Source organism: Pedococcus sp. P2_D9, from assembly GCF_056404275.1.
Genome location: NZ_JBFUEI010000007.1, coordinates 1 through 16305, shown reverse-complemented (window position 1 = coordinate 16305; position 16305 = coordinate 1). Strand labels below are relative to the sequence as shown.

General features: G+C 70.3%; 19 protein-coding genes. 5 read left to right on the top strand and 14 right to left on the bottom strand.

Annotated elements, in window-relative coordinates; all coding sequences use genetic code 11:
- Positions 1 to 218: 218 nt before the first annotated feature.
- The 3 genes from AC1DXJ_RS12425 to AC1DXJ_RS12415 form a co-directional block, all read right to left on the bottom strand.
- Complete coding sequence (locus tag AC1DXJ_RS12425) at positions 219 to 1178, bottom strand: electron transfer flavoprotein subunit alpha/FixB family protein (protein WP_477637111.1); 960 nt, start codon at positions 1176 to 1178, stop codon at positions 219 to 221.
- Positions 1179 to 1224: 46 nt separating this feature from the next.
- Positions 1225 to 2007, bottom strand: a complete 783-nt coding sequence (locus AC1DXJ_RS12420) for an electron transfer flavoprotein subunit beta/FixA family protein (RefSeq protein ID WP_477637110.1) — start codon at positions 2005 to 2007, stop codon at positions 1225 to 1227.
- A gap of 371 nt (positions 2008 to 2378) precedes the next feature.
- On the bottom strand, positions 2379 to 2843 hold the full coding sequence (locus AC1DXJ_RS12415; protein WP_477615136.1) for a hypothetical protein: 465 nt from the start codon (positions 2841 to 2843) through the stop codon (positions 2379 to 2381).
- Between the two features lie 209 nt (positions 2844 to 3052).
- On the opposite strand from AC1DXJ_RS12415, the gene AC1DXJ_RS12410 reads away from it, so the two are divergent.
- On the top strand, positions 3053 to 3802 hold the full coding sequence (locus AC1DXJ_RS12410; protein WP_477637109.1) for a class I SAM-dependent methyltransferase: 750 nt from the start codon (positions 3053 to 3055) through the stop codon (positions 3800 to 3802).
- On the opposite strand, the gene arfB is transcribed toward AC1DXJ_RS12410, so the two are convergent.
- Entirely contained in the window at positions 3799 to 4284 is a 486-nt protein-coding gene (gene arfB, locus AC1DXJ_RS12405) for an alternative ribosome rescue aminoacyl-tRNA hydrolase ArfB (RefSeq protein WP_477615134.1), read from the bottom strand. The genes AC1DXJ_RS12410 and arfB overlap by 4 nt on opposite strands.
- Entirely contained in the window at positions 4281 to 4994 is a 714-nt protein-coding gene (locus tag AC1DXJ_RS12400; protein ID WP_477637108.1) for a VOC family protein, read from the bottom strand. Before AC1DXJ_RS12400 ends, arfB begins: the two co-directional genes overlap by 4 nt.
- A 97-nt stretch (positions 4995 to 5091) precedes the next feature.
- On the opposite strand from AC1DXJ_RS12400, the gene AC1DXJ_RS12395 reads away from it, so the two are divergent.
- The 3 genes from AC1DXJ_RS12395 to AC1DXJ_RS12385 all read left to right on the top strand — a co-directional run bounded on the left by AC1DXJ_RS12395 (position 5092) and on the right by AC1DXJ_RS12385 (position 7674).
- Positions 5092 to 5505, top strand: a complete 414-nt coding sequence (locus tag AC1DXJ_RS12395; RefSeq protein WP_477615132.1) for an MmcQ/YjbR family DNA-binding protein — start codon at positions 5092 to 5094, stop codon at positions 5503 to 5505.
- 40 nt (positions 5506 to 5545) lie between these two features.
- Complete coding sequence (locus AC1DXJ_RS12390; RefSeq protein WP_477637107.1) at positions 5546 to 7066, top strand: 1,4-alpha-glucan branching protein domain-containing protein; 1521 nt, start codon at positions 5546 to 5548, stop codon at positions 7064 to 7066.
- A gap of 176 nt (positions 7067 to 7242) precedes the next feature.
- Positions 7243 to 7674 carry a hypothetical protein gene (locus tag AC1DXJ_RS12385; protein WP_477624364.1) on the top strand — a complete coding sequence of 144 codons (432 nt, stop codon included), beginning with the start codon at positions 7243 to 7245 and terminating at the stop codon, positions 7672 to 7674.
- A 48-nt stretch (positions 7675 to 7722) separates the two neighbouring features.
- Here AC1DXJ_RS12385 and AC1DXJ_RS12380 read toward each other — a convergent pair whose 3' ends face one another.
- From AC1DXJ_RS12380 to AC1DXJ_RS12365, 4 genes are read right to left on the bottom strand one after another with little or no spacing between them, the layout of a single operon-like run.
- A complete protein-coding gene (locus tag AC1DXJ_RS12380; protein ID WP_477615129.1) occupies positions 7723 to 8397 on the bottom strand; it encodes an acyltransferase in 675 nt (224 codons plus the stop codon).
- 35 nt (positions 8398 to 8432) lie between these two features.
- Positions 8433 to 9380: a class I SAM-dependent methyltransferase gene (locus AC1DXJ_RS12375; protein ID WP_477615128.1), complete on the bottom strand. Its 948-nt coding sequence runs from the start codon at positions 9378 to 9380 to the stop codon at positions 8433 to 8435.
- A 3-nt stretch (positions 9381 to 9383) separates the two neighbouring features.
- A complete protein-coding gene (locus tag AC1DXJ_RS12370) occupies positions 9384 to 10178 on the bottom strand; it encodes an enoyl-CoA hydratase/isomerase family protein (RefSeq protein ID WP_477637106.1) in 795 nt (264 codons plus the stop codon).
- Positions 10175 to 10663: a T3SS (YopN, CesT) and YbjN peptide-binding chaperone 1 gene (locus AC1DXJ_RS12365; RefSeq protein ID WP_477615126.1), complete on the bottom strand. Its 489-nt coding sequence runs from the start codon at positions 10661 to 10663 to the stop codon at positions 10175 to 10177. Before AC1DXJ_RS12365 ends, AC1DXJ_RS12370 begins: the two co-directional genes overlap by 4 nt.
- A gap of 115 nt (positions 10664 to 10778) precedes the next feature.
- On the opposite strand from AC1DXJ_RS12365, the gene glgX reads away from it, so the two are divergent.
- Complete coding sequence (glgX, locus tag AC1DXJ_RS12360) at positions 10779 to 12935, top strand: glycogen debranching protein GlgX (RefSeq protein ID WP_477637105.1); 2157 nt, start codon at positions 10779 to 10781, stop codon at positions 12933 to 12935.
- Between the two features lie 43 nt (positions 12936 to 12978).
- On the opposite strand, the gene AC1DXJ_RS12355 is transcribed toward glgX, so the two are convergent.
- The 5 genes from AC1DXJ_RS12355 to AC1DXJ_RS12335 form a co-directional block, all read right to left on the bottom strand.
- On the bottom strand, positions 12979 to 13167 hold the full coding sequence (locus AC1DXJ_RS12355) for a hypothetical protein (RefSeq protein ID WP_477637104.1): 189 nt from the start codon (positions 13165 to 13167) through the stop codon (positions 12979 to 12981).
- A gap of 100 nt (positions 13168 to 13267) precedes the next feature.
- On the bottom strand, positions 13268 to 13735 hold the full coding sequence (locus AC1DXJ_RS12350) for a methyltransferase family protein (protein WP_477637103.1): 468 nt from the start codon (positions 13733 to 13735) through the stop codon (positions 13268 to 13270).
- 10 nt (positions 13736 to 13745) lie between these two features.
- On the bottom strand, positions 13746 to 14489 hold the full coding sequence (gene bioD / locus AC1DXJ_RS12345; RefSeq protein WP_477637102.1) for a dethiobiotin synthase: 744 nt from the start codon (positions 14487 to 14489) through the stop codon (positions 13746 to 13748).
- On the bottom strand, positions 14482 to 15606 hold the full coding sequence (locus AC1DXJ_RS12340; protein ID WP_477637101.1) for an 8-amino-7-oxononanoate synthase: 1125 nt from the start codon (positions 15604 to 15606) through the stop codon (positions 14482 to 14484). Before AC1DXJ_RS12340 ends, bioD begins: the two co-directional genes overlap by 8 nt.
- 12 nt (positions 15607 to 15618) lie before the next feature.
- The coding region (locus tag AC1DXJ_RS12335; RefSeq protein ID WP_477637100.1) for an aminotransferase class III-fold pyridoxal phosphate-dependent enzyme at positions 15619 to 16305 on the bottom strand (687 nt) is incomplete at its 5' end.

Sequence of the window (16305 nt, the reverse complement as noted above, 5' to 3'; positions counted from 1 at the left end):
CCTGCGTGCGCACGGCGCAGACCGGGGGAACGCCTCGGACCACCCCCTGTGGTCCGGGGCGTTCTCGGTGTGCCGGGTGGCCGGCATACCAAGCCTCCGTGCACAGGGGTATGCCGTGTGCCCGGCACGCAGCGAAGGCCCCCGACCAGCGTGGTCGGGGGCCTTCGGTGAATCAGTGTGCTGTGGTCAGCCCTTCGAGGCCTCAGCCCTTGGAAGCCTCAGCCCTTGGAAGCATTGACGGCCTCGGTGGCCTGCGGGAGGACCGTGAACAGGTCACCCACGACTCCGAAGTCGACGAGCTCGAAGATCGGGGCTTCCTCGTCCTTGTTGATGGCGATGATCGTCTTGGACGTCTGCATGCCCGCCCGGTGCTGGATGGCGCCGGAGATGCCGCACGCGACGTAGAGCTGCGGCGAGACCTGCTTGCCGGTCTGGCCGACCTGCGAGGTGTGCGGGTACCAGCCGGCGTCGACGGCGGCGCGGGAGGCGCCGACAGCGGCACCGAGGGAGTCCGCGAAGGTCTCGACCGGCGAGAAGTCGCCGCCGGTGCCGCGACCACCGGAGACCACGATCGCGGCCTCGGTCAGCTCAGGGCGGCCGGTGGCTTCCTTGGGCTTGGACTCGGTGACCTTGGCGCCCTTGGCAGCCTCGGAGATGGTCGGCTCGAACGCCTCGTCGGCGGCCGCGCCGGCAGCCTCCTCTGGAGCGGCCGAGTTGGGCTTGACCGTGATGATCGGGGTGCCCTTGGTCACGGTCGACTTCACGCTGTAGGAACCAGCGAAGACCGACTGGGTCGTGGACACGCCGCCACCCTCACCGGCCTGCACGTCGACGGCGTCGGTGATCAGGCCGGAGTCGGTCTTGATGGCCAGCCGGGCGGCGATCTCCTTGCCGGCGGAGTTGCTCGGGATGAGGACCGCGGCAGCGGAGGTCTTCTCGACGAGCTGCGCGAGCAGCTCGGCCTGGGGCGCCACGAGGTAGTCGGTGACGTCCGCGTTCTCGACGCGGTAGACCTTCTCCGCGCCGTACTTGGCCAGCGTCTCCTTCGCAGCGTCGAACCCGGAGCCGACGAAGACGGCGCTGGGCTCGCCGAGGCGGCGGGCGATGGTGAGCAGTTCTGAGGTGGTCTTGCGAACGGTGCCGTTCGCGTGGTCGACCAGGACGAGTACTTCAGCCATGAGTGGTTCCTCTCTTAGGCGTTGTTGGGAGCTCAGGCTGGCCGGCTCAGATGAACTTCTGCGCGGACAGGAACTCCGCGAGCTTGGTGCCGCCGTCGCCGTCGTCGGTGACGATCTGGCCCTGCTCGCGCGGGGGGCGCTTGGTGAACGACTCGACCTTGGTCCAGGCGGCGTCGAGGCCGACCTGCGACGCGTCGATGCCGAGGTCGGCCAGGGCCCACTCCTCGACCGGCTTCTTCTTCGCGGCCATGATCCCCTTGAACGAGGGGTAGCGCGGCTCGTTGATCTGGTCGGTGACCGACACGAGCGCAGGCAGCGTCGCGACGATCGTCTCCGAGGCGGCGTCACCGTCGCGGCGGATCGTCACCGTCGAGCCGTCGACGGACAGCTCGGACGCGAAGGTCGCCTGCGGCAGGCCGAGGCGCTCGGCGAGCATCGCCGGGACGACGCTCATCGTGCCGTCGGTCGAGGCCATGCCGGTGATGACGAGGTCGGGGGTGCCGGTCTTCTTGATCGCCTCCGCGAGGACCAGCGAGGTCGCCACGGCGTCGGAGCCGTGGATCGCGTCGTCCTTGACGTGGATGGCCTTGTCGGCGCCCATCTGCAGGGCCTTCTTGAGTGCGTCGGCAGCCTGGTCCGGGCCGACGGTGACGACGGTCACCTCTCCCTCGCCGGCCTCCACGAGCTTGAGGGCCTCCTCGACGGCGTACTCGTCGAGCTCGGACAGCAGACCGTCAACGCCCACTCGGTCGGTGGTGTTGTCGGAGTCGTTGAACGTGCGGTCGGACTGTGCATCCGGCACGTACTTCACGCAGACGACGATGTTCATGAACTGATCGTCCCCTTCTTGGAATGGATACCGCTTGGATCGACATCGGGTATCGACAGTGAGTATCGAAAAATGGGTCAGGTGCCATCCTTACAGCCCGCGCCCCCGATCGACACGCCAGCACCGCGTGACGCTCACCACGAGGCAAACCGCGCAAGTCCACGCACGGCTCGTGAGGGAGGGTGACGGTGCCCACACCATCGGTGCACGAGCATGGCGCAGCCCAAACCCAGCGACCAGAAGTTGACCGTGGCCGACCTCGCCGCCGAGGTCCGGAGCCTCAGGCGGGACATCGCGGGATACGACGCGGCCCGGTCAAGGTCTTGGCTGAGCCCCGAACCGCGGGCTCAGCCAAGACCCTCGATCACCATTCAGTGGCAGTGGAAGAACTCGTGGACCGTACCGTCGGGGCGCTGGTTGAAGTGCTCCACGTTCTGGTTCGAGAAGGTTGAGCCGTCCGAGCCCTTTCCGCGCACGCTGAACGTGAACGTCCCCTCGACAACTGACCCGTTCGCGTTGAAGCCGCCCCAGACCGTGAACTTGCCGGCGTAGCTAGGCAGGGCCGGGTCCTCCAGCGGTGTCGCAGTGAAGGTGCCCGTCTGCGTGAACGTCTCGTGTGAGCGGCCGTCGTCGAAGGCGGTCACGTGCTCGATGGAGTTGGACGTCGTGGTGATCGTGTACAGCGGTCCGCCACCTTCGCAGGTGGGGACGACGTCCACGAACGTCTCGACGACCCCCTTTGCGGTGTGCGTCTCGGTGATGGGTGCCGCATAGGCGGGACCGGCGAGTAGGACCAGGAATCCGGTCAGAAGGACAAGCGAAAATCGTCGCAGCATGATGGCCTCCCAGGTGGTAGCTGCTACCCCTGCATCTCGCAGTCTTCGCCGCCCCGAATCCGCCCGCAATAGCTCCTTCTGACCACATCCGCCCGTGGCTGAGCGACCACGGTGGGGATATCTTGGCGTCTCGACGTGCAGTGCCGAAGAGAGGCTTTCAGGTGGCCCCAGAATCGGGATATCCGCAGGTCGAGCCCCACGTTCTCTCATTGACTGGGGAGCGCACCGCACCGCATGTCTGGCACGAGAACTACTGGTTTCGTCGCCACGAGGCGGGGTATGCGGCCGCCCCCGGCTGGGTGCACACCGCACCTGCCGTCGTCCTGGACGCCGGATGTGGCGAGGGGTATGCAGCGGGCCTCCTCGACGTGTTCTGGCCCGGAGTGCGCGTGGTCGGCCTGGACTACGACGCGGCGACGACCGCCCACGCTGCGCGGACCCACGGAGGTGAGCGGGCGTCCTACCTGCGGGGCGCTTTGACGGCGCTGCCGCTGGTGACTGGCGCGGCGGACGCGACTTTCTCGCTCCAGGTGCTCGAGCACATCTGGACGCCCGGCGACTACGTGCGCGAGCTCGCCCGGGTGACGCGACCGGGCGGGGTGGTGGTGCTGTCGACGCCGAACCGGCCGACCTTCTCGCCTGGGCTCGGGCGGCGYGACAAGCCCTCGAACCTCTACCACTGCCGCGAGTACGACGCCGAGGAGCTGGTGGCCGAGCTGGATCGGTGGCTGCCCGGGGCCGAGGTGACCCTGGTGCGTCTGGGCCACGGCGAGCGCCTGCTCCGGTGGGAAGCGGCGTACGGGTCGCTCGTGGCAGCCCAGCAGGAGCAGGCGCCCCAGGACTGGGACCGAGAACTGCGCGAGATCGTCGGCTCGGTGACCGTGGACGACTTCGTCTTCGGCGCGTCTGACGAGGACTGCCTGGACCTCTTCGGCATCGTGCGGCTGATGATCCCCTAGCCGTCGTCGACGGTGCGGCGGCCGGTCTTGAGCTGACCCCTGCGCTTCTTGCTCTCGATCCGGCGTCGCTGCGAACCCTTGGTCGGGCGGGTGGGGCGACGGGTGGGCGGGTCGGGCGCGGCCGCCTCCCGGAGCATGGTGACGAGGCGCTGCCGCGCGACCACACGGTTCTGGCGCTGGGATCGGTGTTCGGACGCGACGACGACCAGCCGGCCGCCGACGAGCTTCGGCGCCAACCGCGCGAGCAGGCGCTCGCGGGTGGCCTCGGGCAGCGCGGCGACAGCGCGTGACGTCGCCGGGTCGAAGTCGAGCTCGACCCGGCTGTCCGTGGTGTTGACGCCCTGTCCCCCGGGCCCGGACGAGCGGGAGAAGCGTTCGACCAGCTCACCGGCATCGATGACCAGGCCGTGGCGCAGCCCCGGCCCTGCGGGCACGCGCAACGGCGCCCCCGGTTGTGGCCGACCGCCAGGTGCGGCGATCACGGGAGGAGGCGCAGCTCGTTGCCGTCGGGGTCGGCCAAGGTCGTGCCGCCGCCCTCCCGGCCCAGCCGGTCCCAGTCGTCCACCCGCGTGGCGCCGAGCGAGCGGAGGCGGGCCACCTCCGTCGCGTGGTCGCCCGTGGTGGCCAGCAGCAGGCGTTGGCGGTTCCTCGTGGGCTTGGGAGCCAGCGGCGGACCTCCCCAGGCGACCTTCGTCCCTCCCGCGGGGGACTGGACGGCCGTCTCCCCGTCCTGGTCCCACACCAACGGCCAGCCGAGCACCTGGCTCCAGAACACGCCAACGTCGCGGGACCCTTCACAGGCCAGCTCACCGAGGAAGCCGCAGCCCGCGAGGAACGAGCTGTCCGGCGCGATGACGCAGAGCTCGTTGCCCTCAGGGTCCGCCAGGACCACGTGCCCCTCCTCGGGCAGCTGGCCGACGTCGAGGTGGTGGGCGCCGAGGCCGAGTGCCTCGTCGACGATTCGCTGCTGGTCGTCGGCGTCGACGCTCGTGAGGTGCAGGTGGATGCGGTTCTGCAGGGTCTTGACCGACGTGCTCGACACGAAGCGCAGGCCGACCTGGGTCTCGTCGGCCGCGAGGAGCAAGCCCCCGCCGTACTCCTCCACCGGCCGCACGAGCAGCGAGCCCCAGAACTGCGCCAGTGCTGCGGGGTCGTGTGCGTCGAAGTCGACCCCGACGAGTCTGGAAGGCATTCCCGAACCGTGTCACGGGCGCGGGGCTCGGGCAAACGGTTTCCGGCGGTCCGGTCAGCGAGTGGGGTTGTCGGTGGCCCGGACTAGGGTCACGGCCGTGGGTGACGTCGACGTCGATCTCGACCCGGCCCTGGTGGCCCGGGTCGCCGCGATCTGTCTCGCCCTGCCCGAGGTGCACGAGCAGGACGCCTGGATCGGCGTGCGGTGGCGGATCCGTCAGCGCACCTTCGCCCACCTCGCCCACGTCGACCCCCGCGGCGGCTCGGTGTTCGGGCTGGCCGCGCGGCTGGGCAGTCCCGCCGACGTCATCACGTTCCGCTCCTCCGGAGAGGAGCTCGAGGCCCTGGTCCACTCGGGGCTGCCTTTCTACAAGCCGGACTGGAGTCCGCACGTCATCGGCATGGTGATCGACGACGACACCGACTGGGACGAGGTGGCCGAGCTGATGGCCGACAGCTACTGCCTCATGGCCCCGAAGAAGCTCGCCCGCCTCGTCCAGCCACCGCCCTGACCCGCCAGGCTCGCCGCCCGGTGCGGCAGACTGGTGGCTTGTGACTCCCCCCGTGCCGGGCGCGTTCTGCCTCGTCCTGCACTCCCACCTGCCCTGGCTTCCCGGCCACGGGGTCTGGCCACTGGGCGAGGAGTGGCTGTTCCAGGCCTGGGTGGAGTCCTATGTGCCTCTGGTCGCAGAGCTGGACTCCCTTGCGGCAGAGGGACATCGCGACGTGCTGACCCTCGGCGTCACCCCCGTGCTCGCCGCCCAGCTCGACGATCCCCGGATGCGCCGTGACGCCGCGACGTGGGCTGGACTGTGGGGCATGCGCGCCCGCGAGATGGGCTTCGACGTCGACCCGCACCGCCGGTCGACGGCGGAGCGGGAGTATGCCGGTGCGTCCGGCGCGGCGCGCCTGCTCGAGTCACGGTGGCGTGCGGGCGGCTCGCCGGTCCTGCGCGGGCTGCGTGACCAGGGAGTGGTGGAGCTGCTGGGCGGCCCGAGTGCGCACCCGTTCCTCCCCCTGCTCCTGCCCGAGCTCGCGGCTCTGGCGCTGCAGGCGGGCCTGGCCGACAGCGCCTGGCGGCTCGGCGAACGGCCCCGCGGGATCTGGTCACCCGAATGTGGCTGGCACCCGGCCCTCGCGCAGCCATTCACCGACGCGGGCATCGGGCACTTCGTCGTCGACGAGCAGACCGTGCGCGACTCCGGCGGTCATCCCCACGCCGCGTGGCGGGTGGCCGGGACCGACGTCGTGGCCGTGCCTCGCAACCTCGAGGTCACCAACCTCATCTGGTCCTCGCGCAGCGGCTACCCCGCCTCACCGGTCTACCGCGACTTCCATGCGCGCGAGGAGTTCACCGGCATCAGGTTGTGGGCGATCACCGAGCCCGACGTGGACGTCGACCGCAAACGGCCCTACGACCCCGACGAGGCACGCGACCAGCTGGACCATGACGTGGCGCACTTCGTCGACGCCGTCCGCGACCAGCTGCTGCACGCGCACGAGGTGCGCGGCGAGCCGGGACTGGTCGTCGCGGCATACGACACCGAGCTCTTCGGGCACTGGTGGCACGAAGGACCGGTGTTCCTGGGCAAGACGATCCGGGCCTTGCGGCGGGCCGGCATCACCGTGACCACGCTCGAGAAGGCCCTCGCCGCTGGCCACGTCGCGGGCGACCTCGACCTCGCGCCCGGCTCGTGGGGCGCTGGCAAGGACTACTCTGTGTGGGATGGCCCGGCCGTGCGCCAGATCGCGCACGAGAACGAATGGCTGCAGCGTCGCTGGCTCGACGTGCTCGGCCGCGAGCGCGCCGCAGGGCGGTTGCGCACTCGACGCCCCGACCTCGACCAGCTGCTCCAGACCCTGTGGCACGCGCTGTCGAGCGACTGGGCGTTCCTCGTCACCCGAGGGCAGTCCGTCGACTACGCCCGGCGTCGTGCCGACGAGCACCGACGCGACTTCCACATCCTGGCCCAGCTCGTCGAGGACGGCCGCCGTGCCCAGGCGGTCGACGAGGCCAGGCGACAAGGCCTGCGGGACAACGCCTTCCCCGCACTGGACGCCCGCCTCGGGTGAGCCCCGAGCACGTCGCGGCGAGGGCCGCCTCCCCCGTGTGTCCTAGGTGGTTCCCGCGATGCGAGGGCCCACACGATGCCATCCAATGGAGGAGGCCCGGCGCCCGCCGGTCACCACGTCCAACGAGAGGCCTGGTCATGTCGAAACAGCAACGCATGGCCGCTGCAGGGGCAGCCATGGCACTCGCAACCATCGGGCTCGGGGTCGGCTCCGCCCCGGCTGCCGAGCCGACGCCATTCACCATCACGGAGACCTTCGACGCGTCTGTCGAGGGTGACCCCACCTTTACCGCGACGGGAGGCCTCTGCGCGTCAGGCACCCTGTCCGACGACGTGCGGGTCTTCGCCGGCAACCCGGTGAAGCCCAAGGCGGCGCTGCTGATCCGGACGGTCTACACCTGTGCGGACGGCAGCGGCGAGTTCTACGCGCAGAAGCACGTCTTCATCGTGTTCGGCGAGACCGGACTCACCAACACCGGGCCGGTGAGCCTGATGGGGGGCACGGGGCGCTACGACAAGCTCAGCGGCCACGGCGTCGACGTCGGCGCCCAGGACTTCGAGTCGGGCACCGGCACGGGGGTCGTGACGGGCGTGCTCTCACTCGGGTGAGCTCTGTGGACGCGCGCCTCGCGCCTGGGCGGGGCGCGTGTCCGCTGCTCATTCGCGGGTCTTGACGACCCTGCCCGGTATGCCGGCGACGACCGAGCGCGCCGGGTACTCACCGCGCGCGACGGCGGAGGCCGCGACCACGCTCTGGTCGCCGATGTCGACGCCCCGGGTGACGACGACCTTGGTGCCGAGCCACACGTCGTCGCCGATGCGCACCGGCGTCTTGACGATGCCCTGGTCCTTGATCGGCACCTCCAGCGACGTCGTCACGTGGTCGAAGTCGCAGATGTAGACGTCGTCGCCGAACAGGCAGGCCTGCCCGATGGAGATGTCGATCCAGCAGTTGATCGTGTTGCGGATGCCGATGACCGACTTGGGGCCGATCCGCAGGGTGCCCTCGTGCGCCCGCAACCGGGCGTGCGCCCCGACGTGCGTGTAGGCGCCCACGACCAGCCGGCCGTAACCCTCGCGCACCTCGAACCGGACGTCCGGACCGATGAAGCACGGCCCCTCGAACCGCAGCGAGGGGTAGCGGGCACTCGCCCGCGCCATCCGCAGGTAGCTCAGCAGGTGATGGCGGGTGAAGGCTCGGTTGGCCATCGCCCAGCCCACCCAGCGGGCCCACGCGAGAGGTCGGGGCAGTCCGAACGGCCCGTGCTCGGAACGCTCGCCGTGGTCGGAGGGCGACATGTCCGCGTCGGCTGCCGAGGTCTCGTGGCTCATTCCGGATCGGTGCACGTCGCTGCGAGATCGAGCGGTCAGGGCTTCACGCCGGTGATACCGACGTTGTAGAAGAACCGCGCGGGCACGGCCTTGGCGAGGACCCGGTCGACCGCCGACAGCCGTTTCCAGGTGCCGTAGGCGAACATCGCCCAGCTCCATCCCAGCACGCCGGGCTTCACCGCCGCTTCGAAGGTCCGGATCGGCCAGCCGGCAAAGGCCGCAGTGAGCTCCTCGGTCTGGGTGCGCACCCCGATGGCACCCGCTCGCAGAGCCGTCCGGGCCAGCTCGTCCGGGTCGAACGTGTGCAGGTCGACGACCGCCTCGAGGGCGGCTGCGCGGGACGACTCGTCGAGGGCTTCCTGGTCCTTGGCCCACTTCTCACGCAGGGGTGAGAGCTGGGTGACGGCTTTGGTCGCGTGCCACGTGAGGCTTCCGAGCGTTCGGGCGTACCTGTCTCCCACCCTGGTCGGCTCGCCGGCGACAACGAACCGCCCGCCGGGCTTCAGCACCCGGAGGATCTCGCGGAACGCCGCCTCGACATCGGGAATGTGGTGGATCACGGCGTGGCCGACGACGATGTCGAACATGTTGTCGTCGTAGGGAATTCGCTCCGCGTCCGCGACCCTGCCCTCGACGGAGAATCCCAGCATCTCGGCGTTGGCCCGTGCGGCCTCGACCATCCCCGGCGACAGGTCGGTCACGTGCACGGCGTCGAGGATCCCGGCCTGCTTGAGGTTGAGCGAGAAGAATCCGGTGCCCGCCCCGAGCTCGAGCGCCGTGGCATAGGGCAGCGGGTCGGGCGAGCCGGTGATGGCCTCGAACCGGTCGCGGGCGTAGTCGATGCAGCGCTCGTCGAAGGAGATCGACCACTTGTCGTCGTAGGTCTGCGCCTCCCAGTCGTGGTAGAGCACCTGGGCCAGCTTGTTGTCGGCGTAAGCAGCGGCCACCTGCTCGGCCGTGGCCGCTCTGGTCGGGGGTGCCATCGCTCAGGCGCCCTCGAACTTCGCCTTGCCGGGGCCGTTCTCGACGAAGGACTTCATGCCGATCTCACGGTCCCTGGTCGCGAACAGCGAGCTGAACAGCATCCGCTCGATCTCCAGCCCGGTGTCGAGGTCGGTCTCGAGGCCACGGTCGATCGCCTCCTTCGCCGCGCGGATCGCGTAGGCGGGGCCTCCGACGTACGGAGCCAGCCGCGCCTTCGCGGCGGCATACACGTCCTCGGCCTCGACGACCTCGTCGACGAGCCCGATCGCGAGCGCCTCGTCGGCGGACACGAACCGGCCGGAGAAGACGATCTCCTTGGCCTTGGCCGGCCCGACGAGGCGAGCCAGCCGCTGGGTGCCGCCGGCACCGGGAATCACGCCGAGCAGGATCTCGGGCTGGCCGAGCTTGGCGTTCCTGGCAGCGACACGGAAGTCGCACGCGAGGGCCACCTCGCACCCGCCGCCGAGGGCGTAGCCCGTGATGGCGGCGACCGTCGGCTTGGGAATCCTGGCGATGGTGCGGGTGAAGTCCTGGAGTGAGCCGGAATGGTCGGCCATGTCCGTGTAGGACATCCGCTGCATCTCCTTGATGTCCGCGCCGGCAGCGAAGACCTTCTCGCCGCCGTAGAGGATCACCCCGGAGACGTCGCGGCGTTGGCCAGCCTCGACGGCCGCCGCCGAGAGGGCGCTCTGCACCTCTGCGTTGAGCGCGTTCATCGGCGGACGGTTGATCCTGATCGTCGCGATGCCGCCCTCGACCTCGAGGGAGACGACGCTGGTGGAGGTGCCCTCGCTCATGCCGGGTCGCCCTCGGGAGCGGGCTGGCCGGCTCCGGGGCCGGAGTCGTCCCCGCCGCCCATGATCCGCTCGTGCCACATCTGCACGCCGGCCAGGACCAGCTGGATCGAGACGTTCACGAGGGCGGGCACGTTGCTGGCCTGGTCGACGATGTGCTCGCTGGTCACGACCAGGGTGTCGTTGGCGAGGCCGGCCTTGACGACGTTCATCTGCAGGGTGATCTCGTTGCAGGTGGCCAGCCGCGTCAGCGGGTCGCTGGGAACGGTGTCGCTGATGGCCCACTGGCCGAAGACGCGCATGATCTGGAAGTCGCCCTCGGTGCACCGCACGAACAGCTGCTGCTCCTGCACGCTGAAGGCGACGTCGCCGTCGTTGTCCACGTTGGGCGCCAGTCCCTGGTCGATGAGGGCGTCCAGGACCCGACCGCGGAGCGGGTGCTCGTTGGCGGGGGGCGGGAAGTTGGGCAGCGAGGTGGGGTCGGTCATGCGAGGACCTCCCGGGGACACGACAGGGGGACGAGCGAGGCTCGGAGGGTCGAGGCGGAAGGCCGGATGAGGTCCGTCATGTGCCCAACCGTAACCACTGCCTAGGCTGAGGGCCATGTCGCACGCCCCGCGCCCGCGTGACCTTCCTCCCACCCTGGGCATGACCCTCGTCGAGGGCGGGGCGGAGTTCGCCGTCTATGCAGGTCACGCCGACTCGGTCGAGGTCTGCCTCTTCGACGCAGGCGACCAGGACGGCACCACGGAGCGTCGCGTGCCACTCACCGAGCGCACCCACGGCATCTGGTTCGGCTTCCTCCCCGGCGTCGTGGCCGGTCAGCGCTACGGCCTGCGCGCTGACGGACCGTGGCGGCCCGCCGAGGGCTTGCGCTACAACCCCGCCAAGGTGCTCCTCGACCCCTACGCCCGCGCCATCGAGGGTGACGTGTCGTGGAGGCCGGAGGTGTTCGCCCACCGCGTCGGCCACCGGCTCAAGGGCGACGACCTGGTCCTCAGCCCGCTGGACAGCGCCGGGTCGGTGCCGCGCTGCGTGGTCATCGACGAGGGCTTCGACTGGGGCGACGACTCCCCGCCGCACACGCCGCTCGCCGACACCGTGGTCTACGAGACCCACGTGCGCAGCCTCACCATGCAGCACCCCGAGGTGCCCGAGCACCTGCGAGGCACGTATGCCGGCTTGTGCCACCCCTCCGTCATCGCCCACCTCAAGGCGCTGGGAGCGACCGCGGTCGAGCTGCTGCCCGTGCACGCCTTCGCGTCCGAGCCCGAGGTGGTCCAGCGCGGGCTGACGAACTACTGGGGCTACAACACGCTGGGCTTCTTCGCCCCGCACTCGATGTACGCCTCGGCCACGGACCCTCAGGGCGCCCTCGACGAGTTCAAGGGCATGGTGCGGCTGCTGCACTCCGAGGGGATCGAGGTCATCCTCGACGTCGTCTACAACCACACCGCCGAGCAGGCCGGTCGCACCGGGGCGTCGCTGTCGTGGCGCGGGCTGGACAACCGTGCCTACTACCGGCTGGACGAGCGCGGCCAGGACATCGACGTCACCGGCTGCGGCAACACCCTCGACCTCCGTCACGCGATGGTCTGCAAGATGGTGCTCGACTCCCTGCGGTACTGGGCCAACGAGTGCCATGTGGACGGCTTCCGGTTCGACCTCGCAGTGGCCCTGGGGCGCGGCCAGAACGACGACTACGACCCCAACCACCCGTTCCTCGTCGCGCTCCGCACCGACCCCGTGCTCTCCCGCGTCAAGCTGATCGCCGAACCCTGGGACGTGGGCATCCACGGCTGGCGGACCGGCCAGTTCCCGCCGCCGTTCGCCGAGTGGAACGACCGGTTCCGCGACTCGGTGCGCACCTTCTGGCTCGACGACCTCAAGGCACAGTCGGCGGGCCACCACCAGGGCCACGGGGTGCGCGAGCTCGCGACCCGCATGGCCGGGTCGCAGGACCTGTTCGGCTCCCGCGACCGCGGACCCGTCGCGTCGGTGAACTTCGTGGCGGCACACGACGGCTTCACGACGGTGGACCTGACTCGCTACAACTCGAAGCACAACGGCCCCAACGGCGAGGGGAACCGTGACGGCAGCGACAACAACCGGTCCTGGAACCACGGAGTCGAGGGACCCGAGACCGGCCCTGCCGAACCGGAGGTCGAGGAGGCCAGGCGCCGCTCGACGCGCAACCTGCTCGCGACGACGCTCCTCGCCACCGGCGTACCCATGCTCAACGCGGGCGACGAGTTCGGCCGCAGCCAGGGGGGCAACAACAACCCCTACTGCCAGGACAACGAGACGTCGTGGTTCGACTGGCGTCTCGAGGGCTGGCAGCAGGACCTCCTCGCCACCACGCGGTTCCTCACCCGCCTGCGTGCCGACCACCCCGTGCTGCGCCAACGCACCTTCTTCACCGGCCGCGAGGTGCACGAGGACGGGTCGACCGACCTGGCGTGGTTCGCAGCCGATGGCGAGCTGATGGAGAACGGGCGGTGGGAGGACCCCTCCACGCGCACCCTGCAGATGCTGCTCAACGGCGCCTGGGTCGGTCACGCGTCGGTGCTCGTCGTGCTCCACGGCGGCCGCGACCCAGAGAAGGTGACGCTCCCCGAAGTGCCCGGCCTCACGGCATACCAGCTGTTGTGGGACTCGACCAACGAGCGGCCCGGCCCCCCGGCTCCCCCGACCTCTCCGGGTCCCGTCGAGATCGGTCCGACCTGCATCCAGGTCTATCGCGCGACCGACGCCACCTGAGCGGATCCCGAGCCGTCCCGGGGACTGCGGCACCCGTGAGCGGTCAGTTCCAGGATCCCCCGTTGCCCCAGCCGGGGCCCGGACGCACGTTCGGCGGTTGGCCGTCGGGTCGCTCGTCCTGCCACTCCCCGTTGTCGCGACCCCGGACCCGGTTGACTGCGCCGAGGACCAGCACCGCGAGGAAGGCTGCGGCTCCCAGGCCGAACAAGGCGTACAGGATGACTGCGAACATTCGCCACGACCTCCCCGAGACGAACTGTCTGCCCGTCCCTCGTGAATCTACCTCCTGCTCGGCTGCGGGCGTAGGGAATCGGTGACGACCGCTGCCCCGGTCAGAGCCAGCGACGCACGCGCCGCGTGTAGTCGTCATAGGGGGCGCCGAACCGCTGGCGCAGGAAGCGCTCCTCGGGGCGGATCGCACCCCACAGGACGAGCAGCACCGCGGCCGGGAAGAGCATGAGCGCCCAGAAAGTGGGCACCAGCAACGCCACCGCGAGGTACAACGCGAGGAGGCCGACGTACAACGGGTTGCGGGACAGGCGGTACGGCCCCTCCTGGATCATTGCGTGCGTCGCCTGCCCCGGCAGCAGACCAGTCTCGTGACGGCCGAACAGCCAGAGAGACCAGCCGTTAAACACGACGAAGAACAGCAGCAGGGCCCAGCCCACGGGAACCCGCCACGCGCCGAGGTCGACCGGGTCTCCCCAGAGCGCGGTGGCCAGCCACCCCACGAGCAGGGGCGCGCCGATGGCGACCGGCGGCCAGAGCCGGAACGAGACTGTTTCGTCGGAGCCGCTCACGACGTGACGCCTAGGTCCTGAACAGCCAATGCGGCGCCTGGTCGCGGAACTCGTCGCTGGTCAACGCGCCGGCCCCCTCTGGCAGGCGCCCGAGGACCGGGGCGCCGGCAACCCGCGGCAGGTCGAGCAGGTTCGTCTGCTCGGCAAGGTCTGGGTCGTCCGGGTAGGACCCCACCACGAGGCCCAGCAGCGGCAGGTCTCGGGCGGCGAGGGCTTCGGCGGTGAGGGCGGTGTGGTTCAGGGTGCCGAGTCCAGGGCTCACCACGAGGACGTAGCCGGCGCTGACTCCCTTGTAGCGCAGCGCTGTTCCCAGGTCGGCCAGGGTCCCTCCGCGACTGTCGAGGCGCACGAGGAGGCCACCGGCCCCTTCCACGAGCACGACGTCGACCTCGTTGGCGATGGCGGAGATCGACCGTGAGTGCTCAGCGACGGGGGGCAGCGTGATCTCCTGCAGTCGGGCCGCCGTGTCCGGCGCCAGCGGCGCGTCCAGGCGCACGAACTCGTGGAGGGTGACACCCGGGTCGTCGCCGACGAGKGCCTGCACGACCTGGAGGTCGCCGTCCTCGTCGGCGCTCACCCCCGTCTGCAAGGGCTTCACCACTGCCACCGCGGCGCCCCGTCTGCGCAGCATCACGGCGAGGGCGGCCGTCACCACGGTCTTGCCGACCCCGGTGCTGGTGCCCGTGACGAGGACGACCTTGGGCAGCGAGATCGGGTCGGACGCGATCGGCTCAGGCGAGATCGGCTCAGTCATGGGAGACCAGGGCACGAAGCACCTCGATGGCATGGTCGAGGACGTCGGGACCATGGTCGGCGTGAGCCGTCAGCCGGAGCCTCGAGCTGCCGTCTGGCGTCGAGGGCGGACGGAAACAACCGATGCGTATGCCGCGTTGCTCAGCGTGGGCGACCGCTGCGACCGCTTCGTCCGGTCCCGGCATGGTGACCGAGAGGACCGCTCCCGCAGGGGTGGCGACCCCGCAGGCCGCGGCGAGCAGCGCGGAGTTCGCCCGTGCCGCGGCAGGTAGACCGGAGTCGCGGGCCAGGACGTCGAGCGCTCCGAGCGCGGCGCCCGCGGCGGCCGGCGCGAGCCCCGTGTCGTAGATGAAGGGCCGTGCCGTGTTGACGAGGTGGTCGCGCACGGTATCGTGGGCCAGCACCGCCCCGCCTTGGGCTGCAAGCGATTTCGACAACGTCACCGTCACCACGACGTGCTCGCGGGCCATGAGGCCGGCCTGGGCGGCTCCGCCCTGACCGTGCTCCCCCACGACGCCGAGTCCGTGGGCATCGTCAACGACCAGCACAGCCCCGAGCTCCTCGGCGAGATCCGCGAGAGGGCCAAGTGGGGCGGCGTCGCCGAGGACCGAGTACACGGACTCCACCACGACGATCGCCCGGGGTTGCCTGCGGGCGGCGAGCAGCTCGCGCACGTGCGCGAGGTCGTTGTGGCGGCTGACGGCCACGGCGCCTCGGCTGAGGCGGGCACCGTCGATGAGGGAGGCGTGCGCGTGGGCGTCGCTGACGATGAGGGTCTCGGGGTCGGACAGCGACGTGAGCACCGCGAGGTTGGCGTGGTATCCCGTCGACAGCACGAGGGCCGAGGGCGCCCCAGTGAGGCGGCACAGGGCGCGCTCCAGCTCTTCGTGGACCTCCAGCGTGCCGGTGACCAGCCGTGACGCCCCGGCCCCACCGCCGTAGGTCTCGGCGGCGGCGACGGCACCCGCGATCACGGCCGGGTGCCGGCGCAGTCCCAGGTAGTCGTTGCCAGCGAGATCGACGAGCTCACCGGACTTGAACGGCCTGACCTCGCGGCGAAGTCCCTTGCGGTCACGCTCGTTGGACCGGTCGGCCAGCCAGTCGAGGAAGGTGCTCACGACGTCATCCTCTCAGCCGTGGACCGTGGCAACGGCCTGCACCATGGCGTCGCAGATGGTGCCCAGGTCCTCGGGAGTCGTGACGTAGGGCGGCATCGTGTAGACAAGGTCGCGGAACGGTCGGATCCACACCCCTCGGTGCAACGCGGCCGCCGTGAGGTCGGCGACGCGGGCCGGCTCTCGCAGCTGGATCACGCCGACGCCGCCGAGGACGCGCACCTCAGCCACTGCATCGATGTCCTCGGCCGGCTTGAGGCCTGTGGTGAGTCCGGTTTCGAGACCGCGCACCTGGGTGCTGAAATCGTTGTCCTGCAAGAGGTTCAGACTGGCCAGGGCGACCGAGCAGGCCAACGGGTTGGCCATGAACGTCGGCCCGTGCATGAGCGCGCCTCCGGCCCGCTCGCTGCTCACGCCCTCGGCCACAGCCTCCGTGCACAGCACGGCCGCCAGGGACACGTAGCCGCCAGTCAGAGCCTTGCCGACGCACAGGATGTCCGGGACGACGTCAGCCCGCTCCATCGCGAAGAGGGTGCCCGTGCGCCCGAAGCCGGTGGCGATCTCGTCGAAGATCACCAACGCACCGTGCTCGCGCGCCAGCTCGGCCAGCACCTGCACCACGTGCGGGCTGTGGAACCGCATCCCGCCCGCGCCCTGGAGCAGCGGCTCCAGGATGACGGCGGCAACCTCGTGCGCGTGCGC